The sequence below is a fragment of the Brevundimonas sp. AVps31 genome, assembly GCF_058681355.1.
The window spans coordinates 2867187-2888065 of sequence record NZ_CM178736.1; the positions used below are offsets into that span (position 1 = coordinate 2867187).

A 20879-nucleotide genomic window follows, 5' to 3' on the forward strand; every position below is an offset into this window, starting at 1 on the left:
TCAGTTCCTTTTCGAAGCGGGTTTGACCACGGCCGGATGGGCCGCGGCGGTCAGGCGATAGCGGCGGCCTTCGGGGGCCGCATACCGGCGGGCGAGAGCGGCGACGGCCTCGGCGACATCGTGCGAGAAGGCGTCGAAATCGGCGGGTCGCGCGAAGGTCAGGTCGGCCTCGATTGTCAGGGTCAGCAGGCGCGCCCCTTCAGCCTCCGCCGCCTCGCGCATCCGGGCCACGTCGCGCACCATGGCCGAGGCGGTCTGGATCAAATGTCCGGCGGCGTGGCGGTCCTGCGCCTCGACCGCATCCGGATCGGCGGCGGCCTGCAGCAGGGCGGGGTCCAGCACATAGTTTTCGGCGGCCACGAACAGCCGCTCGGTGAACCCGCGCTTCTTCCGCTCGCCGGCCAGCCGGATCAGGCCCGCGTCCTCCAGCGCCTTGAGGTGATAGCCGATCTTCTGGCGCGGCATGTCCAGCTGCTCGGCCAGTCCCGCCGCCGAGGCGGGCTCGACCAAGGCCGCGAGGATGCGCCGTCGGATCGGCGCCAGCGCCAGATGGGCGGCGTCGAGGGTGTCGAGCAGGGCGGAGGGCCGGGGCGTCATGCCCGGACCCTGCATTAGACAAATAAAGTTGTCAAATTAGCGGGTGGAGACGCCCACGTCGGCGGACGCCCGCTCCAGCACCACGGCGGGGGACTCGCCCGGCATGACCTCGGCCACCCCGACCTCGAACTCCACCACGAAGGGCGAGCGGTCCGGGCCGGCGTCGAAGGCGGTGCAACTGATGACGGCGGCGATCCGGTCGGCGGCGATGCGCGCGGCCGGTCCGCGCGTGGCGGGCAGGGCGAGGGCGAAGACGTCCGGCGACAGGCGGGCGGCGGTGTCCTCGGTGCGGATCAGGCGCGAGACCATGGCGCCGATCTGGGGCAGGGCGCGGTCCAGCCAGCCGCCCTGACGCGCCGTGACCACGGCCTCGGTTTCGGACACCCTGAGCACGGCCACGGACAACGGCCGGCGGCGCAGGCGCGCGCCCTCGGCGACGCGGGCCAGGTGGCTGGCGAACAGTTCGGGGGTGAACAGGCCGGTCGAGGGATCGGTCAGGCCCGAGCCTCGCGCGCTTTCCAGCGCCCGGCGGATGGCGACATGGCGGCGATGCGCCTGGGCCAGGGCCGCGATGCGCTCGGCGGTCTCCTCTTCCGGCGTGTCGGCGGCGGCCACGTCGGCGAAGCCGCGGTTGTAGAGTTCGGCCAGATTGATTTCGCCGGACCCGCGCAGATAGAGGATGGCCGGCACATGATAGAGCCGGGTGTTGCGCTTCATGCCCGAGGCGATGGACAGGGCCGGGGCATGATCCTCGGCGCCCCACAGCACGGCGGCGTCGAACGGGCGCTCGTGCAGGTAGTCGAAGGCGGTGTAGGGCGTCGGCGCGGCCACGACCTCGCAGCCCAGGGCGGTCAGGGCGTTGGACAGGGCCAGGAAATGCCGGTCCGGCTTGCCCGCCGCCAGAACGCGCAGCGGGTTGGTCTCGATCTCCGGCGTGGTCAGCGGTTCGCCGCGCGCGGTGAAGGTCGCCTCGCGCAGGTTGACCTCTTCCTCGGCGATGGCGGTGCGGACCAGATGTTCCAGACGCAGGGCGGCCTGGGCGGCGTGCGGCGGGGCGGACATCGCGATGTCGGCCAGCCCGGCCTCCCAGCCGGACGTCAGGGGGCCGATCGCCATCACCGGCAGTTTGCGGGGCGTCACGGTCCGGCGCATGGCGCGGACGCCTTCCTCGGCGTCGGCCAGGCGGCTGTCGAGGATGACGGCTTCCAGCGGCCAGTCGATCAGCACCTGCACGGCGCCGGCCAGCGAGCGGGCGGTCACAGTGCGCCAGCCGAGGGCGTCCAGCCCCTGACACAGCGGGCCGATCAGGTCGTCGTCGGGCGCGACGACCAGAATGCGTGGATCAGCTGCCAACGGAACGACTCTCCGGACCGCCTCCAACCCCCGGGGCGCTCATCGGCGGGGACCATAGCGACGACCGCCATTCCGAAGCAACGGGCGAGGCCGCGGATTTTCAGAGCGGCGGACTTCATCCGGGTTCGCCCGTTCCCCTGAGCCCGAATTGGGGTAAACGTGGTCGCTTGGGCGGCGACGGGTACGGGTTTGCAGGCGAAATCTGACATCGACACAGCGGTGCGCTGGGCTGCGCCGAAGCTGTGGGGCCGGCTGGCGGTTCGGGCCTTCACGCGCAGCTGGGGCCGCGACGTGATGCTCTATACGGGCGGCGTCTCCTTCTTCGCCCTGCTGGCGGTCTTCCCGGCCATCGCCATCCTGATCGGCTTCTACAAGGCGGTCCTGTCCATCGGTCAGGTCAGCGAGCAGGCGGCGGCCCTGGCCGACGTCATGCCCCACGCGGCCCGCGCCATCTTCCAGCTTGAGATCGAGCGGCTGGCCAACGCCTCGGCCCGCACCGTCTCGGCCCAGAGCTTCTTCGCGCTCGTCATCGGGGGCTATGCGGCGCACCGGGGCTTCAAGGCCCTGCTGGCCGGGCTGAACCTGATCCACGACGAGACGGAGCCGCACGGCTTCTTCAAATTCAACCTGCTGGCCTTCTTTGTCGCCCTGTTCGCCTTCGCCCTGTTCACCGTGGTGTCGGGGGCGGTCGTGACCTCGCGCCTGCTGGAGCACACCGGTCCGGGCGCGGCGCCGGCGGGCGGCGGGGGCTGGTTCTCGCTGGACAGCCTGTGGCCCGCCCTGGGCCTGGCGATCGGCCTGACCATGCTCTACCGCTACGCCATGTCCCACCGGACGCCGGTGGCCTGGGCCCCGTCCATCGCGGGCGGGATCGTGGCGACGGTGATGTCGACCATCTCGTCCTGGTTGTGCGCCATCTATGTCGAGCAGATCGCCCCCTTGGGCGCGACCTACGGCTCGGTCGGCGCGGTGGTGGTGCTGCTGATCTGGCTGTCGTGGAACGTCAACGCCATCTTCTACGGCGGCGCCTTCACCACGGAGATGGAGATCGCGGCGCGTGAAATCGATGCGCCGGCGGCGCCGGAAGCCGAGGGCGAGGCCGCCCGGACCGTCGTCAGCCTGTCGGAGCGCCGGGCGTCTCGACCGCGATAGTCAGGACGCCGTCGGCCTCCTCGATCGACACCACCGTCCCGCCGAGGTCCCGCATCAGGAAGGGCACGTCGATCCGGGCCATCGGATCCGTCGCCAGCAGGATCAGGCGCGCGCCGGGCGCGGCGGCGTGGACGGCCTTCTGCAGTTTCAGACTGGGGGTCGGACAGCGGTGGCCCCGCGCATCGACAATGGTCATGCGCCGATCCGGTCCAGCAGCAGGCGCAGCGCCACCCGCACGCTCTCCAGCCGCACCGCCTCGCGGCCGATGTCGCCGAACCGGTGCGCCGCGTGGATGACGCCCGCCGGGCCCGCCGCGGCGAAGTGAACCAGTCCGACCGGCTTCTCCTCTGAACCGCCGCCCGGTCCGGCGATGCCCGTGATGGCGACCGAGACCGCTGCGTCCGACCGCGCCACCGCGCCCGCGGCCATGGCACGCGCGACCGGCTCCGACACCGCGCCGTTCGCTTCGATCAGATCGGCGGGAACGCCCACCAGCGCCGTCTTGGCGGCGTTGGAATAGGTGACGAAGCCCCGGTCCACGACCGCCGACGATCCGGCGATCTCCGTCAGGGCGCCGGCCACCAGTCCGCCCGTGCAGCTTTCGGCCGTGGCGATCATCAGACCCCGAGCGGACGCCGCCGTAATGATTTGTTGAGCCAGCGCTTTGATATCTTCCGGGAACATCTGGGCTTTCCGTCAGGGCGGCGAGTCGGTCTAGGCTGACCGCGCGCCATACGGGCGACAGCATAGGGGGCGGGCATGAGCGACACCACCATCGACACGGCCACGCCGCCGGCGGATCGCCTGACTCCCTTCCTGTTCGCCCTCGCCATCTTCACCTCCGCCTCGCTGGTCTTCGTGGTCCAGCCGATGGTGACCAAGCTGGTCCTGCCCATGCTGGGCGGCTCGCCGTCGGTGTGGAACACCGCCATGGTCTTCTTCCAGGCGGCTCTGCTGGCGGGTTACGCCTATGCCCACGCGGTGCAGCGGATCGGCTCGATCAAGACGCAGGTGGCGATCCATCTGGTGCTGCTGACGGCGGCGGCCCTGTTCCTGCCGCTGCACATCAACGGCTGGCTGGGGGAGCCCGACCCGGCCATGCCGGTCTGGTGGCTGCTGGCGACCCTGACCCTGTCGGTCGGCGCGCCGTTCGCCGTGCTGTCGGCCACGGCCCCCCTGCTGCAGGCCTGGTACGCCCGCGTCCGCGTCGGCTATCCCGACGGCAAGAACCCCTACGTCCTCTATGCGGCCTCCAATCTCGGCAGCTTCCTGGCCCTGCTGTCCTATCCCGTCCTGATCGAGCCCCTGACCACACTGTCGAACCAGCGGATGGGCTGGAGCGGCGGATACGCCGTCTTCATGATGCTGATCGTCGGTCTGGCCTTCGTGGTCTGGAGCCGTCGGCTGGATCGATCAACCGAACCCGCGCCGCTGGAGAAGAGCGCTCCGATCGCCTGGAAGGAAAAGGGCATCCTGGTTCTGCTGGCCGCCGCCCCGTCCAGCCTGATGCTGGGCGTGACCGCTCACCTGTCGACCGACGTGGCCTCGGCGCCCTTCCTGTGGGTCATCCCGCTGGCGCTCTACCTGCTCACCTTCGTCATCGCCTTCCAGAACCGGCCCTGGATCCCGCTGCCGGTCACCCTGATCATCCAGGCGGCGGTCGGCGCGGTCTGCGTGCTGCTGGTCGCGTTCCGCTCGGCCAACTGGGGCATGGCGTTCGGGATCAACATCATCGCCTTCTTCTTCACCGCCCTGATGTGCCACCAGCTGCTGGCCGCGCGGCGGCCGGCGCCGGACCGGCTGACCGAATTCTACCTGCTGATGTCGTTGGGCGGCGTGGTGGGCGGCGCCTTCACGGCGCTGGTCGCGCCGGTGATCTTCAACATGGTCTGGGAGTATCCGCTGGTCCTGGTGCTGGTCGGCCTGCTGCGGCCGTGGGGCAAGGGGCGGCTGGACGGCCAGTACATCGGCGCCGCCGTGGCCGCCGCCGCGGTCGCCGCCGCGCCCGTGCTGCTGTCGCTGTATCTGGACTCGAGCGGGGAGGCGCGACGCTTCTTCTACGACACCTTCCCGCTCCAGATGGGCCAGCTGGCGATGATCATGCTGGTCCCGGCGGCGGTCTGCGCCTTCCTCGTGCGGGATCGGGCGCTGGTCTTCACCGGCATCCTGCTGATGATCGCCCTGTCGTCCCAATGGATCGCGCGCGGCTATGACTGGAGCTATTCCGAGCGCAGCTTCTTCGGCGTGATGCGGGTGGCCAATGTGCAGGACCCGCGCATGGGCGGGGATGTCCATGTGCTGATGCACGGCACCACCCTGCACGGCGCACAGGCGCGGGAGGGCCATAACGAGTGCGTGCCGACCCTCTACTACAACGTCGCCACCCCCATCGGTCAGTCGGCCCTGATGGTGCAGACGCGCGGCGCGGCGCGGATCGGCGTCGTCGGGCAGGGCTCGGGCGCGATGGCGGCCTACAAGCGGCCCATCGACCGCATGACCTTCTTCGAGATCGACCCGATGGTGGATCGGCTGTCGCGCGATCCGAAATGGTTCACCTACATCTCGAAATGCGCCGAGGGTCCGATCGACACGGTGCTGGGCGACGCCCGCCTGACGCTGAACCATCAGCCGGCGCACAGCTATGACCTGCTGATCATCGACGCCTTCTCATCGGACGCCGTGCCGACCCACCTGCTGACCGCCGAGGCGATCCAGGGCTATCTGCGCCTGCTGAAGCCGAACGGGGTGGTGCTCCTGCACCTGTCGAACCGCAATCTGGAGATCACCCTGCCGGCCATGGCGGCGGCGCAGCAACTGGGCGTGCCGGTGCTGCACCAGATTTATTTCGAGAAGGACAATACCCCCGACATGGCCGAGGCCTCGACCGAGGCCCTGATCCTGTCGCCGACCGCCGCCGGGCTGGCCGACTTCCGCCGCGATGCGCGTTGGAAAACGGTCGGGCAGACGACGGTGCGGCCGTGGACCGATGACTACGTCAACCTGTTCGGCGCCATGTGGCGCAGCCAGTTCCCGCCGCCGGAACGGCCCTACTAGGTCGAGGGCAGTTCCACGGTCGCCACGGCCTGGGCCGCCAGACCTTCGCCGCGCCCGGTGAAGCCAAGGCCTTCGGACGTGGTCGCCTTCACGCTGACGGCGTCCAGCGGGATGTCGAGAATTTCGGCCAGTCGCTCGCGCATGGCCTGACGGTGCGGTTTCACCTTGGGCTGTTCGCAGATCAGGGTCACGTCGACGTTGGTCAGGCGGCCGCCGCGCGCCTGAACCAGGGCGACCGCATGCTTCAGGAACAGGTCCGACGGCGCGCCCTTCCATTGCGGATCGGTGGGCGGGAAGTGGTCGCCGATGTCGCCCTCGCCGATGGCGCCGAGGATGGCGTCGGTCAGGGCGTGCAGGCCCGCATCGGCGTCCGAATGGCCGATCAGGGTCTGGTTGTGAGGGATTTCAAGGCCGCACAGCCAGACCGACTGGCCGGGTCCCCAACGGTGCACGTCATAACCCTGACCGATACGGACGGTGCGCGGGATCAGGGCCTCGGCCATGGCGAAATCCTCGGGGAAGGTCAGTTTCATCAATCTTGCATCGCCCTCGACGATCCGCACGCGGCCGCCCGCGCGCTCGACCACGGTCGCCTCGTCGGTGGCGGCTTCGTCGGCGGGCCAGGTCGCATAGGCGTCGGTCAGGGTCTTCAGGCGGAAGGCCTGTGGGGTCTGGGCGCGCCACAGGGCCTCGCGCTCCACCGACCCGGCCACCAAGCCGTCCACCGCGCGGCGCAGGCTGTCGGCCACGGGAAGCGCGGGCAGGGCGCCGTCGGCATCGCTCAAGGCCTCTATGCAGCGGGTGATCACGGCAGGCGACAGGAAGGGGCGGGCGGCGTCGTGCACCAGCACGGGGCGGTTCTCGGGCCCAGCCAGAGCGACCAGTCCGGCCCTGACCGAGTCGGCCCGCGCCGCGCCGCCGATCACGGCGCGCCAGCCGGTCAGGCCGTGAAAGGCGTCCGCGGCCTCGGCCTCGGCGTCCGCAGAAATCACCACCACGACGTCCTGGGCGCCGGCCTTCAGCAGGGCCTCCACGGACCAGCGGACCACCGGCTTGCCGCCCAGCGATCGCCACTGCTTGGCGCCCCCCGCGCGGGAGCCGGAACCGGCGGCGACGACGACGGCGGCGAAGGCGGGAAGGGGGGAGGTCATGTCCGGCCTTCTAATCGCCGCGGTCTGGCTTGACGAGAGGCGTTCGACCAGCGGTAAGAGGCGGATGAGCGCAGGCCTTCAGATTGGTGACGTGTGGGTGCCCGGACGGGTGCTGACCGCGCCCATGACCGGGATTACCGACCTGCCGTTCCGCGTGCTGGCCTCGCGGCTGGGCGCCGCCTATGTCGCGACGGAAATGGTCGCCGCCGCCGAACTGGCCCGGGCCCGGCCCGATGTGGTGCGCCGCGCCGCCGTGGGCGAGGGGCTGCCCCTGACGGTGATCCAGCTGGTCGGGCGCGATCCCGCCGCCATGGGCGAGGGCGCGCGCATGGCCGAGCAGGCCGGCGCCGATATCGTCGACCTGAATTTCGGTTGCCCCGCCAAGGAAGTCACCGGCTCCGCCTGTGGCTCGGCCCTGATGCGGACGCCCGATCTGGCCGCGCGTCTGATGGAGGCGGCGGTCAAGGCCACCTCGCGCCCGGTGACGGTGAAGATGCGTCTCGGCTGGGACGACGCCAGTCGCAACGCCGCCGTGATCGCCCGCCGCGCCGAAGAGATCGGGATCAAGGCCGTCACCGTCCACGGCCGCACCCGTCAGCAGTTCTACACCGGCAAGGCCGACTGGACCGCCGTGGCGGATGTGAAGGCCGCCGTCTCTATCCCGGTGGTGGTCAACGGCGACATTCTGACTGCTGACGACGCTCGCCGGGCGCTGGCGGAGTCGGGCGCGGATGCGCTGATGCTGGGGCGGGGCGTCTATGGTCGCCCGTGGCTGGCGGCGCATCTGGAACGGGCGCTGTCTGACGGAACCGTGCTGCGGGAGCCGGGTCGCGATGAACGGCTGGGCATTGTCATTGAGCATCTGCGCGCCTCGGTCGCCTTCTACGGCCTGCCTCTGGGGCTGAAGATGTTCCGCAAACATCTGGGCTGGTATGTCGAACAGGCGCCCTGGCCCGCGGATCCGCTGGACCGCCGGGCCGCCAAAAGTCGGCTCTGTCGTCTCGACAGCCCGGAGCAGGTGGAGGCCGCGCTCACGGACCTGTGGTCAACGGTGACGCATTCCGGCAACTCGGTTGTTGATATTCCGCCACAGCTGGTTGAAGCTGGCGCGGCATGACGGACACACCCGCCGCTGACGACCAGGCCGCTCCGACCGCCCCTCGCGGCCCGGTGCGCTGGTTCGCCGGTTGGTCGGAGGATCGCCGCCGCACCGCCTTCCTGATCGCCTTCGCCCTCGCCCTCGCCACCACGACGGCGGCCATCTGGCTGGTGGCGGTGGCGCCGGATGCGGGCGGGCAGGGGGCGCGCGCCTCGGTCAGCCAGACCGTGCTGCTGCTGCTGATCGCCAATCTGGTCCTGATCGGCGGCCTCGCCGCCGGCGTGGGGCGTCGCGCGTTCGGCCTGTTCCGTCGCCGGAGCGAGGCCGGCGCTCGTCTGCACCTGCGGTTCGTCATCCTGTTTTCTTCGGTGGCGCTGGTGCCGGCCATCCTGATCGCCCTGGTATTCGGCGTTCTGGTCAACCGGGGCGTCGACCAGTGGTTCAGCGACAACGTCCAGGCGGCGGTCGACAACGGCGCCGCCATCGGGCTGGCCTACACCAGCGACGTCTCGAGCGAGATCGACAGTGACATCGCCGTCATCTCAGAACAGCTAGAAGGCATTCGTCCGCTGTTCGGCAACCGCATCCAGTTCTCGGACGCCCTGAGCCAGGTCGGCCAGCTGTTCGGCTATCCCGCCGTCTACATTCTCGATGAGAACGGCGAGGTGCTGGCCGGCGGCGAAGGTCGCAACGCCCCGCCCTATGTCGCGCCGTCCCGCGAGGCGCTGGAGGAGGCGCAGGCGCAGGAGCAGCCCTCGGTCCAGCAACTGACCGAAGGGCCCGACGCCATTCGCGGCCTGCGCGTCTTCCCGGCCTATGGCGACGCCTACCTTTATCTGGTGCGTCCGCTTCAGCCCGGCCTGATCGGACAGGTGGCTTCGGCGCGCGAGTCGATCGTCGCCTACAAGGAGGCCGAGGAGAGCCGTCAGCGGATCCAGGCCGTCTTCGCCCTCAGCTATTTCGAGACCGCCCTGCTGGTGCTGGTCGGCGCCGTCTGGCTGGGCATGTCGGCGGCCAACGCCATCTCCAGCCCGATCGGGCGTCTGGTGCTGGCGGCGGACCGGGTCGCCAGCGGCGACCTGTCGGCCCGGGTGGACGCTGATGACGGCCCCGGCGAGATCAAGACCCTGTCCGCCGCCTTCAACCGCATGACCGACGACCTGGAGGCCCAGCAGGCCGCCCTGCGCAGCGCCAGCGAGGAGGCGGTCGAGCGGTCCCGCTTCATCGAGACCGTGCTGTCCGGCGTCTCGGCCGGCGTCATCGGCGTGGACCGTCAGCGCCGCGTCTCGGCCATCAACGACAGCGCCGTCGAACTGCTGGGCATCGCCGATGACACGATCATCGGCCGTCCCCTCGGGGAGGTTTCGCCCGAACTGAGCGAACTGGCCGGGCGCGCCGAGGCCCATATCGAGGAAGAGATCGATGTCGGCGGCGAGGTCGAAACCCGTCGCCTGCGGGTCCGTATCGAGGGCGGCGTCGGCGGCGAAATGGTTCTGACCTTCGACGACATCACCCGTCTGGTCACCGCCCAGCGCAACGCCGCCTGGCGGGACGTGGCCCGTCGTATCGCGCACGAGATCAAGAACCCGCTGACGCCGATCCAGCTGTCGGCCGAACGCCTGCGCCGGCGCTATCGCAAGATGGTCGAGGACGATGTCGAGGTCTTCGACCGCTGCACCGAGACCATCATCCGTCAGGTCGGCGACATCGGCCGCATGGTGGATGAGTTCTCGTCCTTCGCCCGCATGCCCGTGCCGCGCTTCACCGCCGCCAATCCGGCGGAACTGTTGCGCGAGGGGGTGTTCGCCCAGCGGGTGGCGGCGCCGGATATCGGCATCGAACTGGTCGAGCCCCTGCCCAAGGTCACCATCCATGCCGACCGGCAGATGGTCGGTCAGGCCCTGACCAACATCCTGAAGAACGCGGGCGAGGCCGTGGCCGCGCGTCGCGAAACCGCGCCCCGCCCGGGCGATGGCGACGGACCCGGCATTCTGGCGCGTCTGTCCGTCGACGACAGCGCCGCCACCTTCGTCATCGAGGACGACGGCCCCGGCCTTCCGGCCAAGGACCGCGACCGCCTGACGGAGCCCTATGTGACCACGCGCGAGAAGGGCACGGGCCTCGGCCTGGCCATCGTCAAGCGCATCTGCGAGGAGCACGGCGGCGAGCTGAAGCTGGCCGACGCCGAGACCCTGTCCGGCGCGCGCGTGTGCCTGATCTTCCCCCTGAAATCCCCAGTCAAGGCTCCGGCCGGGTCGAAGGACGTGAAAGCGTCCGACGGCGCGATCCCGGCGGCCGAATAGCGAGGCGATATGCGTTCCACCGGAGCTGATATCCTGGTCGTCGACGACGAGGCCGACATCCGCGAACTGGTTTCGGGCCTGCTGGAGGACGAGGGGCACGCCGTGCGCGTGGCCTCCAACTCCGATGAGGCCTTGGCCGCCATCCGCGCGCGCCGCCCGTCGCTGGCCCTGCTGGACATCTGGATGCAGGGCGGCGGCCTCGACGGCCTTGAACTGCTGGACGTCATCAAGGAACTGGACCCGGACCTGCCGGTCGTCATGATCTCCGGCCACGGTAATATCGAAACCGCCGTTAGCGCGCTTCAGCGCGGCGCCTATGACTTCATCGAGAAGCCGTTCAAGTCGGACCGGCTGGTCGTCGTGGTCCAGCGCGCCCTGGAGGCGTCGCAGCTGAAGCGCGAGAACCGCCGTCTGCGCGCCCAGGTCGCGGCCCCGACGGGCATGATCGGCAAGTCGGCCGCCGCCCAGGCCCTGCGCAGCACCATCGCCAAGGTCGCTCCCGCCAACAGCCGCGTTCTGATCTCCGGTCCGCCCGGCTCGGGCAAGGAGCTGGTCGCCCGCCAGATCCATGAAGCCAGCGCCCGGTCACGCGGCGAGTTCGTCGCCATCGCCGCCGCCGGCATGACGCCGGAACGCCTCGACGTCGAACTGTTCGGCGAGGAGGGCGGCGACGGTCGTCCGCGCAAGATCGGCGTGTTCGAGCGCGCCCATAACGGGACCCTCTATCTGGACGACGTCGGCGACATGCCGCGCGAGAGCCAGAGCCGTGTCCTGCGCGTGCTGGTCGAACAGCGCTTCCGGCGCGTCGGCGGCGAGCAGGACGTGCAGGTCGACGTGCGCGTGGTCACCTCGACCTCACGCGATCTGAAGCAGGAGATCGCCGAGGGTCGCTTCCGCGAGGACCTGTTCCATCGCCTGAACGTGGTGCCGATCCGCGTGCCCGCCCTGTCGGAGCGCCGGGAGGACATCCAGGAACTGGTCGACTATTTCATCGAAAGCCTGGCCTCGTCCCAGGGGCTGCCGCGCCGTCGTCTGGGCGATGACGCCATCGCCGTGCTGCAGGTCCATCCCTGGCCGGGCAATGTCCGCCAGCTGCGCAACAACGTCGAGCGGCTGCTGATCCTGGCCACCGGCGACATCAACGAGCCCATCGGCGCCGACGCCTTGCCGTCCGAGGCGACCAACGCCAACTCCACCGGCACCCTGGGCGCCGAGCGGATCATCGCCCTGCCGCTGCGCGAGGCGCGCGAGGTGTTCGAGCGTGAATACCTGGCCGCCCAGATCATGCGGTTCGGCGGAAACATCTCGCGCACCGCCGCCTTCATCGGCATGGAGCGTTCGGCGCTTCACCGCAAACTGAAGTCGCTGGGCGTGTCGCCGTCCCGTGGCGGCGAGGAAGAGGAAGAAGGACCCGTCGAGGCATGAGCCGCGTCGCCTACGTCAACGGCCAGTACGTCCAGCACGGACAGGCGTCCGTCCACATCGAGGACCGGGGCTTCCAGTTCGCCGACGGCGTCTATGAGGTCTGGTCGGTCTTCGGCGGCCGCATGGCCGATTTCGACGGCCATATGACCCGCCTGCACCGCAGCCTGACCGAGCTGCGCATCGACATCCCCATGTCGCGCGAGGCGCTGACCCAGGTGCTGAAGGAAACCATCCGGCGCAACCGGGTGAAGAACGGCATCGTCTATCTGCAGGTCACGCGCGGCACGGCGCGCCGCGATCACCCGTTCCCGCCCCAGGGCACCCCGCCCAGCGTGGTGGTGACCTCGAAGTCCATCAGCCCGATGAAGTCCGACGCCACCGCCGCCAATGGCGTGGCCGTGGTGACGACGCCGGACATCCGCTGGGGCCGTTGCGACATCAAGACGGTCGGCCTGCTGGCCAATGTGCTGGCCAAGCAGCACGCCCGTGACCGCGGGGCCTATGAGTGCTGGATGGTCGACGACATGGGACTGGTGACCGAGGGCTCCTCGACCAATGCCTGGATCATCGACGAGCACGGCAAGCTGCGGACCCGCGACACCCAGGCCAACATCCTCAAAGGCTGCACCCGCACGACCCTGCTCGACATCCTGAAGGAGGAGGGGATCGAGCTGGAGGAACGCGCCTTCACCGTCGAAGAGGCCCAGCGCGCGAAGGAGGCCTTCTTCACCGCCGCCGGCGCCTTCGTCATGCCCGCCGTCTCTATCGACGGCGTCAAGATCGGCGACGGCAAGCCCGGTCCGGTCGCGACCCGGTTGCGCGAACTCTACATCGAACGCGGGACGCGAGACGCGATCTAGACCGGATTGGCGGTTGCGACCCTCGCCCGGGCCGTTAAGGTGGCCGGCATCGGCATCGACCGGTCCCGCGCCGCTCCTCCGGCCGGAGAACAACAAAGAACGGGAACTACCCGCCATGTCGCAAGACAAGCGTCAAAACCTTCAGGACACCTTCCTCAACTCGGTCCGCAAGACCAAGACGCCGCTGACCATCTTCCTGGTCAACGGGGTCAAGCTGCAGGGCATCGTGACCTGGTTCGACAACTTCTGTGTCCTGCTGCGCCGCGATGGCCAGTCCCAGCTGGTCTACAAACACGCCATCTCGACCATCATGCCGTCTGCCCCCGTGCAACTGTACGAGCCGGACGCCGACGAGGACTGAGCGGGCGCCGCGCCGAGCGAGGCGTGGGGGTGAAAAGTGAAAGCGCCAGTGAGCGGACGCGAGCCGATGCGGTGTGCGCCATAACTTCCTATATGGCGAAAGCTGTGTGGTCGGCCGTCGCCTTGCGCGTGCGCCGCCACTCATCACTCACCGGCACTCTTCACCACCCCTTCTCCGAGACGCACTTCTGACCACCAAACTCATCGACCATTCCGTCCCGTTGATCCGGGCCATCGTCATCCATCCCGACGGCCGCAGCGAAAGCTCGCGCCTGGCCGAGGAACGTCTGGAAGAAGCCGTGGGTCTGGCCCGCGCGCTGGACCTCGACGTGCGCGCCGAAGAGATCGTGCGCATCCGCAAGACCACGCCCGCCACCCTGTTCGGCTCCGGCAAGGTCGAGGAGCTGGCCGCGCTGGTCCGCGCCGCCGAGGCCGAGGCCGTGGTCATCGACGATGATCTGACCCCCGTCCAGCAGCGCAATCTGGAGAAGGAATGGGAGTGCAAGGTCATCGACCGCACCGGCCTGATCCTCGAGATCTTCGGCCGTCGCGCCCGGACCAAGGAAGGCCGGCTGCAGGTCGAACTGGCCCGGCTCGACTATGAGAAATCCCGCCTCGTCCGCACCTGGACCCACCTTGAGCGCCAGCGCGGCGGCACCGGCTCGACCGGCGGTCCGGGCGAAACCCAGATCGAGCTCGACCGTCGTCTGATCGCCGACCGCATTGTCCGCCTGAAGGCCGAGCTGGAAGAGGTGCGCCGCACGCGCGGCCTGCACCGCAAGCAACGCCAGAAGGTCCCGTTCCCGACGGTGGCCCTGGTCGGCTACACCAACGCCGGCAAGTCGACCCTGTTCAACCGTCTGACGGGGTCGGAGGTGTTCGCCAAGGACCTGCTGTTCGCCACCCTCGACACCACCCAGCGCACCATCCGCCTGCCGCAGGGCCGTCCGGCCATCGTGGCCGACACCGTCGGCTTCATCTCCGACCTGCCGCACGAACTGGTCGAAAGCTTCCGCGCCACGCTGGAGGAGGTCGGCGAGGCGGACCTGATCCTGCACGTCCGCGACATCGCCAGCGCCGATTCCGACGCCCAGGCGAAGGATGTCGAGGCGGTGCTGAAGCAGATCCCGATGGTGGAGGGAAAGGCCCGCAAGATCCTCGAGGTCTGGAACAAGATCGACCTGCTGGACGACGAGGCGCGCGAAACGGTTCTCGGTCAGGCGGAGCGGCTCCGCGCGCAGGGCGAGGCCGTCGCCGTCTCGGCCTGGACCGGGGAGGGGATCGAGCCCCTGCGCGAGACCATCGCTTCCCTGATTGACGATGACCCCGAAAGCCAACTGGTGCTGCAACCGCATCAGGGGGAGGCCCTGGCCTGGCTCTACGAGAACGGTCGCGTCACCGGGCGTGAAACCGATGATGAGGGCCGCACCCACATCACCGTGCGTCTGCATCCGGCGGCGCTGGGGCGGTACGAACGTCAGTTCAGTTGAGCGACGTCCGATTCTGACGCATCGGTCAGTCAGGCTATAGAGACGTTGGATCGAGGGGCGCCCGACGCGGCGCGCCGGGGGGGCTGAGAGTGCGCAAATGTGCACTCGGGCGCGTCATCGGATTCGGTGTTTTCAACGGTTTCCACCCTGATTGTGCACTCTGTGCACTCGAAAAATTGCTGCTCCGGGAAGGGCTCTCGTGCATCTGATCGAAACCACCCTCCTGCTGCTTCTGGCCGTCGTGGTGTCGGGCTCCATCGCCCGGATCACCCGCATCGCCCTGCCGCTGGTGCAGATCGCGCTGGGGGCGGGGATCGTGCTGGTCACGGGCCGGACGGTCGATCTCGAGCCGGACATCTTCTTCCTGCTGTTCCTGCCGCCGCTGCTGTTTCTCGACGGCTGGCGGATCCCGAAGGAAGCCCTGTTCCGCGACAGGACGGTGATCCTCGAGCTGGCGCTGGGGCTGGTCATCTTCACCGTCGTGGGACTGGGCTTCCTGTTGTGGTGGATGATCCCGGAGATGCCGCTGGCGGTGGCCTTCGCCCTGGCCGCCATTCTGTCCCCGACCGATCCGATCGCGGTGCAGGCCATCGCCGCCCGCGCTCCGATCCCCAAGCGGCTGATGCACATCCTCGAGGGCGAGTCGTTGCTGAACGACGCCACGGGCCTGACCTGCATGCGCCTGGCCATCGTGGCGGCCTCGACCGGGGCGTTCGTGTTTTCCGAGGCCCTGGCCAGCTTCGCCTGGCTGGCTTTGGCGGGCGTGGCGACCGGCGTGGCCGTGACCTTCCTGATCAGCACCGCCAAGGGCTGGATCAGCCGCCGCTGGGGCGAGGATGTCGGCGCCCAGATCCTCATCAGCCTGCTGATCCCCTTCGCCGCCTACCTGAGCGCCGAAGAGCTGCACGCGTCGGGCATCCTCGCCGCCGTGGCCGCCGGCATCACCATGAGCTTCACGGAGCGGGGCTCGGTCGCGGGACAGGCGCTGGCCATGACGCGCATCCGCCGCGCCGTGGTTTGGGACACGGTCCAGTTCGTCGCCAACGGCCTGATCTTCGTCATCCTGGGCGAGCAGATGCCGTCCATCCTGTCCCGCGCCGCCGAGGTGGTGGCGGGCACCAGCCGGCCGGAGACCTGGTGGCTGGCGGTCTACGTCTTCGTCACCTTCGCCGCGCTGGCGACGCTGCGGTTCATCTGGGTGTGGACCTCGCTCCGCCTGACCCTGTTCCGCAGGCGGCAGAAGGGACCGGCCCCCAAGGTCGGCCTGCGCCTGACCGCGGTCATGTCGCTGGCCGGCGTGCGCGGCGCCATCACCCTGGCCGGCATCCTGACCGTGCCCTTCACCCTGAACGACGGCTCGCCCATGCCGGCCCGGAGCCTGGCGATCTTCCTCGCCGCCGGGGTCATCATCGTCTCGCTGGTGACGGCGACCATCGCCCTGCCCAGGCTGCTGAAGAACGTCGAACTGCCGCCCGAGCCCTCGCATGAGCGGGAGGAGGATCAGGGCCGGATCGCCGCCGCCTCCGCCGCCCTGCGCGCCATCGAGGATTCCTCCCATGCGATGGCCGAGGGCAAGCCCAATCCGGACCTCTACAACGATGTCGCCAGCCGGATCATGGAGCTGTACCGGCACCGGATCGAGAGCCGCACCCGCACCGACGCCGACGATGTTCAGGCGACCCGCCTCGGCGACGCGGTCGAGCGCCAGCTGCGACTGGTCGGTCTGACCGCCGAGCGGGAAGAGCTGCGTCGACTGTCCAACGCGCGCCTGATCGACGAGACCACGGCCAAGCGGCTGATCCGCGAGATCGACCTTCAGGAACTGCGGTACAGCTAGGGGGCGTAGCGGATCAGGGGGGTGTCTCCCCTCAGGTAGAGCGGGTGCTTGGGGCTCCCGTCGCCGTTGGTCCCGAAACACCACAGCGGGACGCCGTCGGCGCGCAGGGCCTCGATCAGGGCCTCGCCCGCCGGAGCCAGCGCCCTGTTCAGCTTGCCGTGACACAGAACCACCAGATCCGCTGAGGCCGCAGCCTTGCGGATGGCGGGAAGGTTGTCCGGCGACGACGCCTCCACGCCGGGCGCCAGCAGCATCCTGGGGTCGGTGGCGCGGTAGTCCCCGACATTGGCCTTGACCATAGCCTCAAACCCCTCGCGCCGGGCGAACGTCCACTCCCGGGCGCAGGTTGGATCGTTGATGCTGGCGTCCGCCGTCGACGGGTTCATGCCGATGAACAGGATGTAGCGATCCGGGAAGGCGTCCCCCAGCCACCGCCGCATCAGCTGGCGATACCGCCCGTCCGCGCTGAAGGTGGCGTCGCCGTTGACGCCGGGCATCAGGGCCAGCCGGACCTTGCCGCCGGGATCGTGCAGGTCAGCGGTCATGCCCGCTCGGCTGCCTTGGCCGCGTCCCACAGGCCGTCCATCTCGGCGAGGTCCGACTGCTCCGGGGTCCGTCCATCCCTGGCCAGCTCGGCTTCGATGAAGCCGAACCGGCGCACGAATTTGGCGTTGCAGCCGCGCAGGGCGTCCTCCGGCTCGACCCCCAGCTTGCGGGCCAGGTTGGCGACCACGAACAGCAGGTCGCCGACCTCGCCCCGGGCCTTGTCGAGGTCGCCCGCCGCGATCTCGGCCCTCAGCTCGGCGACCTCTTCGTCCAGCTTGTCGAACACCTCGTCGGTGGAGGGCCAGTCGAAGCCGACGCGGGCGGCCCGTTTGGTCAGCTTGGCGGCGCGGGCGAGGGCGGGCAGGCCGACCGGCACGTCGTCCAGCACGCCGTGCTGTGCTTTTGCCTTGCGCTCGTCGGCCTTGATGTCCTCCCAGCGGGCCTTCTGCGCCACGCCGTCGGCCTTGGCCGCCTCGTCGCCGAAGACGTGCGGGTGTCGGCGCTCCAGCTTGTCGGCGATGGCGTTGGCCACGTCGTCGAACACGAACAGGCCCTGCTCCTCGGCCATGCGGGCGTGGAAGACGACCTGGAACAGCAGGTCGCCCAGCTCGGACTTCAGCTCGGTCCAGTCCTTGCGCTCGATGGCGTCCGCGACCTCATAGGCCTCTTCCAGCGTATAGGGGGCGATGGTCTCGAAGGTCTGCTCCACGTCCCAGGGACAGCCGCCGACGGGCGCGCGGAGCTTCGCCATGATGGCGTTCAGGCGGTCGATCGGCGTGGTCATGCGGTCTCTGTCAGGGCTTTGGCGTCGCGGGCCTCGAGGGCTTTGCGGATCTCATCGTGGCGGGCCGGGGTCAGGGGATAGTTCTTCAGCACCAGCGCCGCCGCCGCCAGAAGCAGGCCCGGCAACAGGATGAAGAGGACCTGCAGCGCCAGCAACGAGAATTCGCTGTTGCCGCCGACCGGCGGGATCGCCCTGAAGCCCACCCACTGCAGGATCAGATACGGGATCAGGGCGACGACGTGGCCGATCTTGGTGGTGGCCGACAGGATGGAGAACATCAGGCCGGTGCGGTCGACGCCCGTCTCCAGCCGGACCTCATCGCCCACATCGGCCATCATGGCGCGCAGCAGGAACAGCCCCGCCGCATAAGGCAGGCCGGCGAGGAACATCACCGCCGCCGTCAGGGCGAAATTGCCGCCCGGGACCAGGGTCGCAGCCATATAGAGGCCCGCGAAGGCCAGGCTGGCGATGGCCAGAGCCTTGTCCTTGCCGACCCTTGTCGCCAGCCAGGCCCAGAACGGGGCCCCGACCAGACCGGCGACGAAGTACAGCAGCATGAACAGCGAGGCCTCGGTATGGCCGTAGCCCTTGATCTGGCCGAAAAAGAAGAACAGCAGCGAGCCGGTGATGCCCGGCGCCACGCCCAGCAGCACGTCGGCGAACAACAGCTTCCGGACCGACTTGCGTTTGAACAGGCTGAGATAGGCGCCCGGTCCGCCGTGCGGCGCCGCGCCCGCATTCACCGGCTCCGGCACGGCGAACAGCGCCAGGGCGATGGTGACGGGCAGGAAGATCAGGATCGCCCAGCCCATGATCCGCACGCCGTCGGCGTAGTCGCCGATCTTCAGCTGAATCACCACCGTGGGCAGGATCAGGATCAGGATCACACCGATGATGTTGAACACCTGCCACCAGCCGTAGACCCGGCTGCGCTGGTCGTATTCCGGCGCCAGCACCGACGCCCAGCCGAGCTGGCCCAGGGTGGCGATGGAGAAGCCGAGGTAGAGCACCAGCAGCCAGCCGAACAGATAGACTGGCCCGGCGCCCGGCTGGACCATCACGAACATCATCAAGGCCGCCAGCATCAGCACCGGCGTCGAGGCCACCATCCACGGGCGGTAGCGACCGAACCGGCTGTTGGTCCGGTCCATCGCCCAGCCGATAAAGGGGTCGAAGGTGATGTCGATCAGGCGCACGGCCATGAAGACCGTGGCGACCACGCCCAGCTCCAGCCCGACATAGGTGGCGTAGAACTCGGGCAGGGTGACCGGCAGGGCCACGCCGAAGGCGGCCAGCGGCAGGCAGACGGTCGAGAAGGCCGCCAGCACCGCATTCGAGCGGCGGGGCGAGGCAGGCGTTGCGGCTGTGGCGACGTCGGTCATGGACGAATCCGGAGCAACGGTCCCGAGTCGACCGTCGCGCCCACCATGCCGCCTTTGGCGGTCCCGCGCGAGCGTCGCGAAGGGGCTTGCGGCTGACACGCTCTGCGGGCCACCATCACGCAATGATCCGTGCCGCCTTCCTGCTGAAACTGCTCGCCGGCGCCGCCGTGGCGACGGCACTCCTGGCGACGGGGGAAGCTTCGGCCCGGAGCCGTGACGCGGACTTGTGTGGGGTCGATCCGGTCGAATGGGCCGGTCCCGCCGTCGCCAACGCCATCTCCTTCCAGCGTATGGAGTGGGCGCCGTTCAGTGCGCGGGAGTTCGGCTGGGAGACCTATCTGCCGCTGATCCAGAAGGAACTCGGCACCGATTGCGCCCCCGCCACGCCGCGGTTCGCCCGGGCGCTGGCCGAGTTCCAGTACAGTCACGGCCTGCCGCCGACCGGCTGGTTCGACGCCGCCACCTTCGCGGTCTTCCGCGGCGTGTGGCAGGAACGGCGGCCCTTCGTCATGGGGCGCGTCAATCAGCAGCCCTGTCCCGACCCGCCGCCGCTGTACCAGCTCGGCTATCTGGTGGAGTCGGAGGAGCATGCCGATCGCCTGACCCGCCTGCTGCGCCGCGATGTGCTGGACGCCTATCGTGAGCTGGTCGCCGCCGCCCGGCGCGAGGTTCCGGAGGTCGCCAATGATCCCGAGATGCTGCAGATCTTCTCCGGGTTTCGTGACCCCGAGGCCGACGCCGCCCGCTGCGCCCAGCAGGGCAATTGCGACGGTCTGCGGCGCGCGGTCTGCTCGCCGCACCGGACAGGCACCGCCGTAGACCTGTACGTCGGCCAGATCGCGGGGCTGGGCGTGGACAACACCTCGGCGGTCAGTCGGCTGCACATGACCCGGTCGCCGACCTATCGATGGCTGGTGCAAAACGCCGGGCGGTTCGGCTTTGTGCCCTATGTCTATGAGCCCTGGCACTGGGAATGGGTCAGTCCGACCGGCGACTACGTCGGCGCGCCCCCGCCGTCATGATCCGGCCGCTGACGCCCGGTGAGATCGCGCTGGGACACGAGGTGTTCGGCGACAGCGTCGACTATGCGCCGATCCGCATCCTGCCGGCGCCCTGGCCGTTCAATCGCGCCTTCGTTCCGGGGCGGTGGTTCGGGCGGGACTGGATCGTCTGGCCGAGGGCGACCCTGCCGGACGACATCGCCTCGGCGCCGCTTCGACGGCAATCGACCTTCATCCATGAGCTCACCCATGTCTGGCAGGCTCAGAGGGGCGTGAACCTGCTGACGGGGAAGCTGAGGGCAGGGGACAGCCCCGCCGCCTACGCCTATCCCGTTGCGGATGATTGTCGCTGGGACCAGTTGAACATCGAGCAGCAGGCGATGGTCGTCGAGGACCGCTTTCGTCTGTCGCGCGGGCTGAAGGTCCAGGCGGACCGCGCCTTCTATGACCGGGTCTGCCCGATAAATCGCACCTGAAATGCAGGA

The 20879-nt window shown here is 69.2% G+C and carries 19 protein-coding genes; 11 read left to right on the forward strand and 8 right to left on the reverse strand.

Going from position 1 to position 20879, the window contains the following annotated elements; all coding sequences use genetic code 11:
- Positions 1-597, reverse strand: coding sequence for an ArsR/SmtB family transcription factor (locus tag ACW174_RS13980; RefSeq protein WP_492015044.1), 597 nt, complete (start codon positions 595-597; stop codon positions 1-3).
- Positions 598-633: 36 nt separating this feature from the next.
- Entirely contained in the window at positions 634-1950 is a 1317-nt protein-coding gene (locus ACW174_RS13985; RefSeq protein WP_492015045.1) for a diguanylate cyclase domain-containing protein, read from the reverse strand.
- 294 nt (positions 1951-2244) lie between these two features.
- Here ACW174_RS13985 and ACW174_RS13990 point away from each other — a divergent pair, with 294 nt between their 5' ends.
- Positions 2245-3102 (forward strand): YihY/virulence factor BrkB family protein, encoded by an 858-nt coding sequence (locus ACW174_RS13990; RefSeq protein WP_492017290.1) that lies wholly within the window; start codon positions 2245-2247, stop codon positions 3100-3102.
- Here the strand turns inward: ACW174_RS13990 and ACW174_RS13995 are convergent.
- Both ACW174_RS13995 and ACW174_RS14000 read right to left on the reverse strand, forming a co-directional pair.
- On the reverse strand, positions 3065-3298 hold the full coding sequence (locus ACW174_RS13995; protein WP_492015046.1) for a sulfurtransferase TusA family protein: 234 nt from the start codon (positions 3296-3298) through the stop codon (positions 3065-3067). The genes ACW174_RS13990 and ACW174_RS13995 overlap by 38 nt on opposite strands.
- Positions 3295-3786, reverse strand: a complete 492-nt coding sequence (locus ACW174_RS14000) for a CinA family protein (protein ID WP_492015047.1) — start codon at positions 3784-3786, stop codon at positions 3295-3297. Before ACW174_RS14000 ends, ACW174_RS13995 begins: the two co-directional genes overlap by 4 nt.
- 75 nt (positions 3787-3861) lie before the next feature.
- On the opposite strand from ACW174_RS14000, the gene ACW174_RS14005 reads away from it, so the two are divergent.
- A complete protein-coding gene (locus ACW174_RS14005) occupies positions 3862-6156 on the forward strand; it encodes a spermidine synthase (RefSeq protein WP_492015048.1) in 2295 nt (764 codons plus the stop codon).
- Here ACW174_RS14005 and ACW174_RS14010 read toward each other — a convergent pair.
- Positions 6153-7307 (reverse strand): bifunctional 2-C-methyl-D-erythritol 4-phosphate cytidylyltransferase/2-C-methyl-D-erythritol 2,4-cyclodiphosphate synthase, encoded by a 1155-nt coding sequence (locus tag ACW174_RS14010; protein ID WP_492015049.1) that lies wholly within the window; start codon positions 7305-7307, stop codon positions 6153-6155. The genes ACW174_RS14005 and ACW174_RS14010 overlap by 4 nt on opposite strands.
- Positions 7308-7371: 64 nt before the next feature.
- Here ACW174_RS14010 and dusB point away from each other — a divergent pair, with 64 nt between their 5' ends.
- From dusB to ACW174_RS14045, 7 genes are all read left to right on the forward strand, one after another.
- Complete coding sequence (gene dusB, locus ACW174_RS14015; RefSeq protein WP_492015050.1) at positions 7372-8424, forward strand: tRNA dihydrouridine synthase DusB; 1053 nt, start codon at positions 7372-7374, stop codon at positions 8422-8424.
- Positions 8421-10709, forward strand: coding sequence for a sensor histidine kinase (locus ACW174_RS14020; protein ID WP_492015051.1), 2289 nt, complete (start codon positions 8421-8423; stop codon positions 10707-10709). Before dusB ends, ACW174_RS14020 begins: the two co-directional genes overlap by 4 nt.
- A gap of 9 nt (positions 10710-10718) precedes the next feature.
- A complete protein-coding gene (gene ntrX / locus ACW174_RS14025; RefSeq protein WP_492015052.1) occupies positions 10719-12134 on the forward strand; it encodes a nitrogen assimilation response regulator NtrX in 1416 nt (471 codons plus the stop codon).
- The gene (locus ACW174_RS14030) at positions 12131-12994 is read left to right on the forward strand and encodes a D-amino-acid transaminase (RefSeq protein WP_492015053.1); all 864 of its coding nucleotides are present in this window, start codon (positions 12131-12133) and stop codon (positions 12992-12994) included. The genes ntrX and ACW174_RS14030 overlap by 4 nt, the downstream gene beginning before the upstream one ends.
- A gap of 115 nt (positions 12995-13109) precedes the next feature.
- Positions 13110-13355, forward strand: coding sequence for an RNA chaperone Hfq (hfq, locus tag ACW174_RS14035; RefSeq protein WP_131249128.1), 246 nt, complete (start codon positions 13110-13112; stop codon positions 13353-13355).
- A gap of 187 nt (positions 13356-13542) precedes the next feature.
- Positions 13543-14844 (forward strand): GTPase HflX, encoded by a 1302-nt coding sequence (hflX, locus tag ACW174_RS14040; protein WP_492017291.1) that lies wholly within the window; start codon positions 13543-13545, stop codon positions 14842-14844.
- 199 nt (positions 14845-15043) lie between these two features.
- Positions 15044-16681, forward strand: a complete 1638-nt coding sequence (locus ACW174_RS14045; RefSeq protein ID WP_492015054.1) for a Na+/H+ antiporter — start codon at positions 15044-15046, stop codon at positions 16679-16681.
- On the opposite strand, the gene ACW174_RS14050 is transcribed toward ACW174_RS14045, so the two are convergent.
- From ACW174_RS14050 to ACW174_RS14060, 3 genes are read right to left on the reverse strand one after another with little or no spacing between them, the layout of a single operon-like run.
- Positions 16678-17226: a DUF1643 domain-containing protein gene (locus tag ACW174_RS14050; protein ID WP_492015055.1), complete on the reverse strand. Its 549-nt coding sequence runs from the start codon at positions 17224-17226 to the stop codon at positions 16678-16680. The genes ACW174_RS14045 and ACW174_RS14050 overlap by 4 nt on opposite strands.
- Positions 17223-18011: a nucleoside triphosphate pyrophosphohydrolase gene (gene mazG / locus ACW174_RS14055; RefSeq protein WP_492015056.1), complete on the reverse strand. Its 789-nt coding sequence runs from the start codon at positions 18009-18011 to the stop codon at positions 17223-17225. Before mazG ends, ACW174_RS14050 begins: the two co-directional genes overlap by 4 nt.
- Entirely contained in the window at positions 18008-19393 is a 1386-nt protein-coding gene (locus tag ACW174_RS14060) for an MFS transporter (RefSeq protein WP_492015057.1), read from the reverse strand. Before ACW174_RS14060 ends, mazG begins: the two co-directional genes overlap by 4 nt.
- Positions 19394-19515: 122 nt before the next feature.
- Here ACW174_RS14060 and ACW174_RS14065 point away from each other — a divergent pair, with 122 nt between their 5' ends.
- Together ACW174_RS14065 and ACW174_RS14070 are read left to right on the forward strand one after the other, a co-directional pair.
- Positions 19516-20415: a D-alanyl-D-alanine carboxypeptidase family protein gene (locus ACW174_RS14065; RefSeq protein ID WP_492015058.1), complete on the forward strand. Its 900-nt coding sequence runs from the start codon at positions 19516-19518 to the stop codon at positions 20413-20415.
- The gene (locus tag ACW174_RS14070) at positions 20412-20870 is read left to right on the forward strand and encodes a hypothetical protein (protein ID WP_492015059.1); all 459 of its coding nucleotides are present in this window, start codon (positions 20412-20414) and stop codon (positions 20868-20870) included. The genes ACW174_RS14065 and ACW174_RS14070 overlap by 4 nt, the downstream gene beginning before the upstream one ends.
- Positions 20871-20879: the final 9 nt, after the last annotated feature.

Excerpts from the sequence above, each read along its gene's own strand:
- ACW174_RS13980 (WP_492015044.1), bottom strand. The coding sequence starts at position 597 with ATGACGCCCCGGCCCTCCGCCCTGCTCGACACCCTCGACGCCGCCCAT.
- ACW174_RS14030 (WP_492015053.1), top strand. The coding sequence starts at position 12,131 with ATGAGCCGCGTCGCCTACGTCAACGGCCAGTACGTCCAGCACGGACAG.
- ACW174_RS14010 (WP_492015049.1), bottom strand. The coding sequence starts at position 7,307 with ATGACCTCCCCCCTTCCCGCCTTCGCCGCCGTCGTCGTCGCCGCCGGT.
- ACW174_RS14000 (WP_492015047.1), bottom strand. The coding sequence starts at position 3,786 with ATGTTCCCGGAAGATATCAAAGCGCTGGCTCAACAAATCATTACGGCG.
- ACW174_RS14070 (WP_492015059.1), top strand. The coding sequence starts at position 20,412 with ATGATCCGGCCGCTGACGCCCGGTGAGATCGCGCTGGGACACGAGGTG.
- hfq (WP_131249128.1), top strand. The coding sequence starts at position 13,110 with ATGTCGCAAGACAAGCGTCAAAACCTTCAGGACACCTTCCTCAACTCG.
- dusB (WP_492015050.1), top strand. The coding sequence starts at position 7,372 with ATGAGCGCAGGCCTTCAGATTGGTGACGTGTGGGTGCCCGGACGGGTG.
- mazG (WP_492015056.1), bottom strand. The coding sequence starts at position 18,011 with ATGACCACGCCGATCGACCGCCTGAACGCCATCATGGCGAAGCTCCGC.
- ACW174_RS14050 (WP_492015055.1), bottom strand. The coding sequence starts at position 17,226 with ATGACCGCTGACCTGCACGATCCCGGCGGCAAGGTCCGGCTGGCCCTG.
- ACW174_RS13990 (WP_492017290.1), top strand. The coding sequence starts at position 2,245 with ATGCTCTATACGGGCGGCGTCTCCTTCTTCGCCCTGCTGGCGGTCTTC.
- ACW174_RS14065 (WP_492015058.1), top strand. The coding sequence starts at position 19,516 with ATGATCCGTGCCGCCTTCCTGCTGAAACTGCTCGCCGGCGCCGCCGTG.
- ACW174_RS14005 (WP_492015048.1), top strand. The coding sequence starts at position 3,862 with ATGAGCGACACCACCATCGACACGGCCACGCCGCCGGCGGATCGCCTG.
- ACW174_RS13995 (WP_492015046.1), bottom strand. The coding sequence starts at position 3,298 with ATGACCATTGTCGATGCGCGGGGCCACCGCTGTCCGACCCCCAGTCTG.
- ACW174_RS14020 (WP_492015051.1), top strand. The coding sequence starts at position 8,421 with ATGACGGACACACCCGCCGCTGACGACCAGGCCGCTCCGACCGCCCCT.
- ntrX (WP_492015052.1), top strand. The coding sequence starts at position 10,719 with ATGCGTTCCACCGGAGCTGATATCCTGGTCGTCGACGACGAGGCCGAC.
- ACW174_RS14060 (WP_492015057.1), bottom strand. The coding sequence starts at position 19,393 with ATGACCGACGTCGCCACAGCCGCAACGCCTGCCTCGCCCCGCCGCTCG.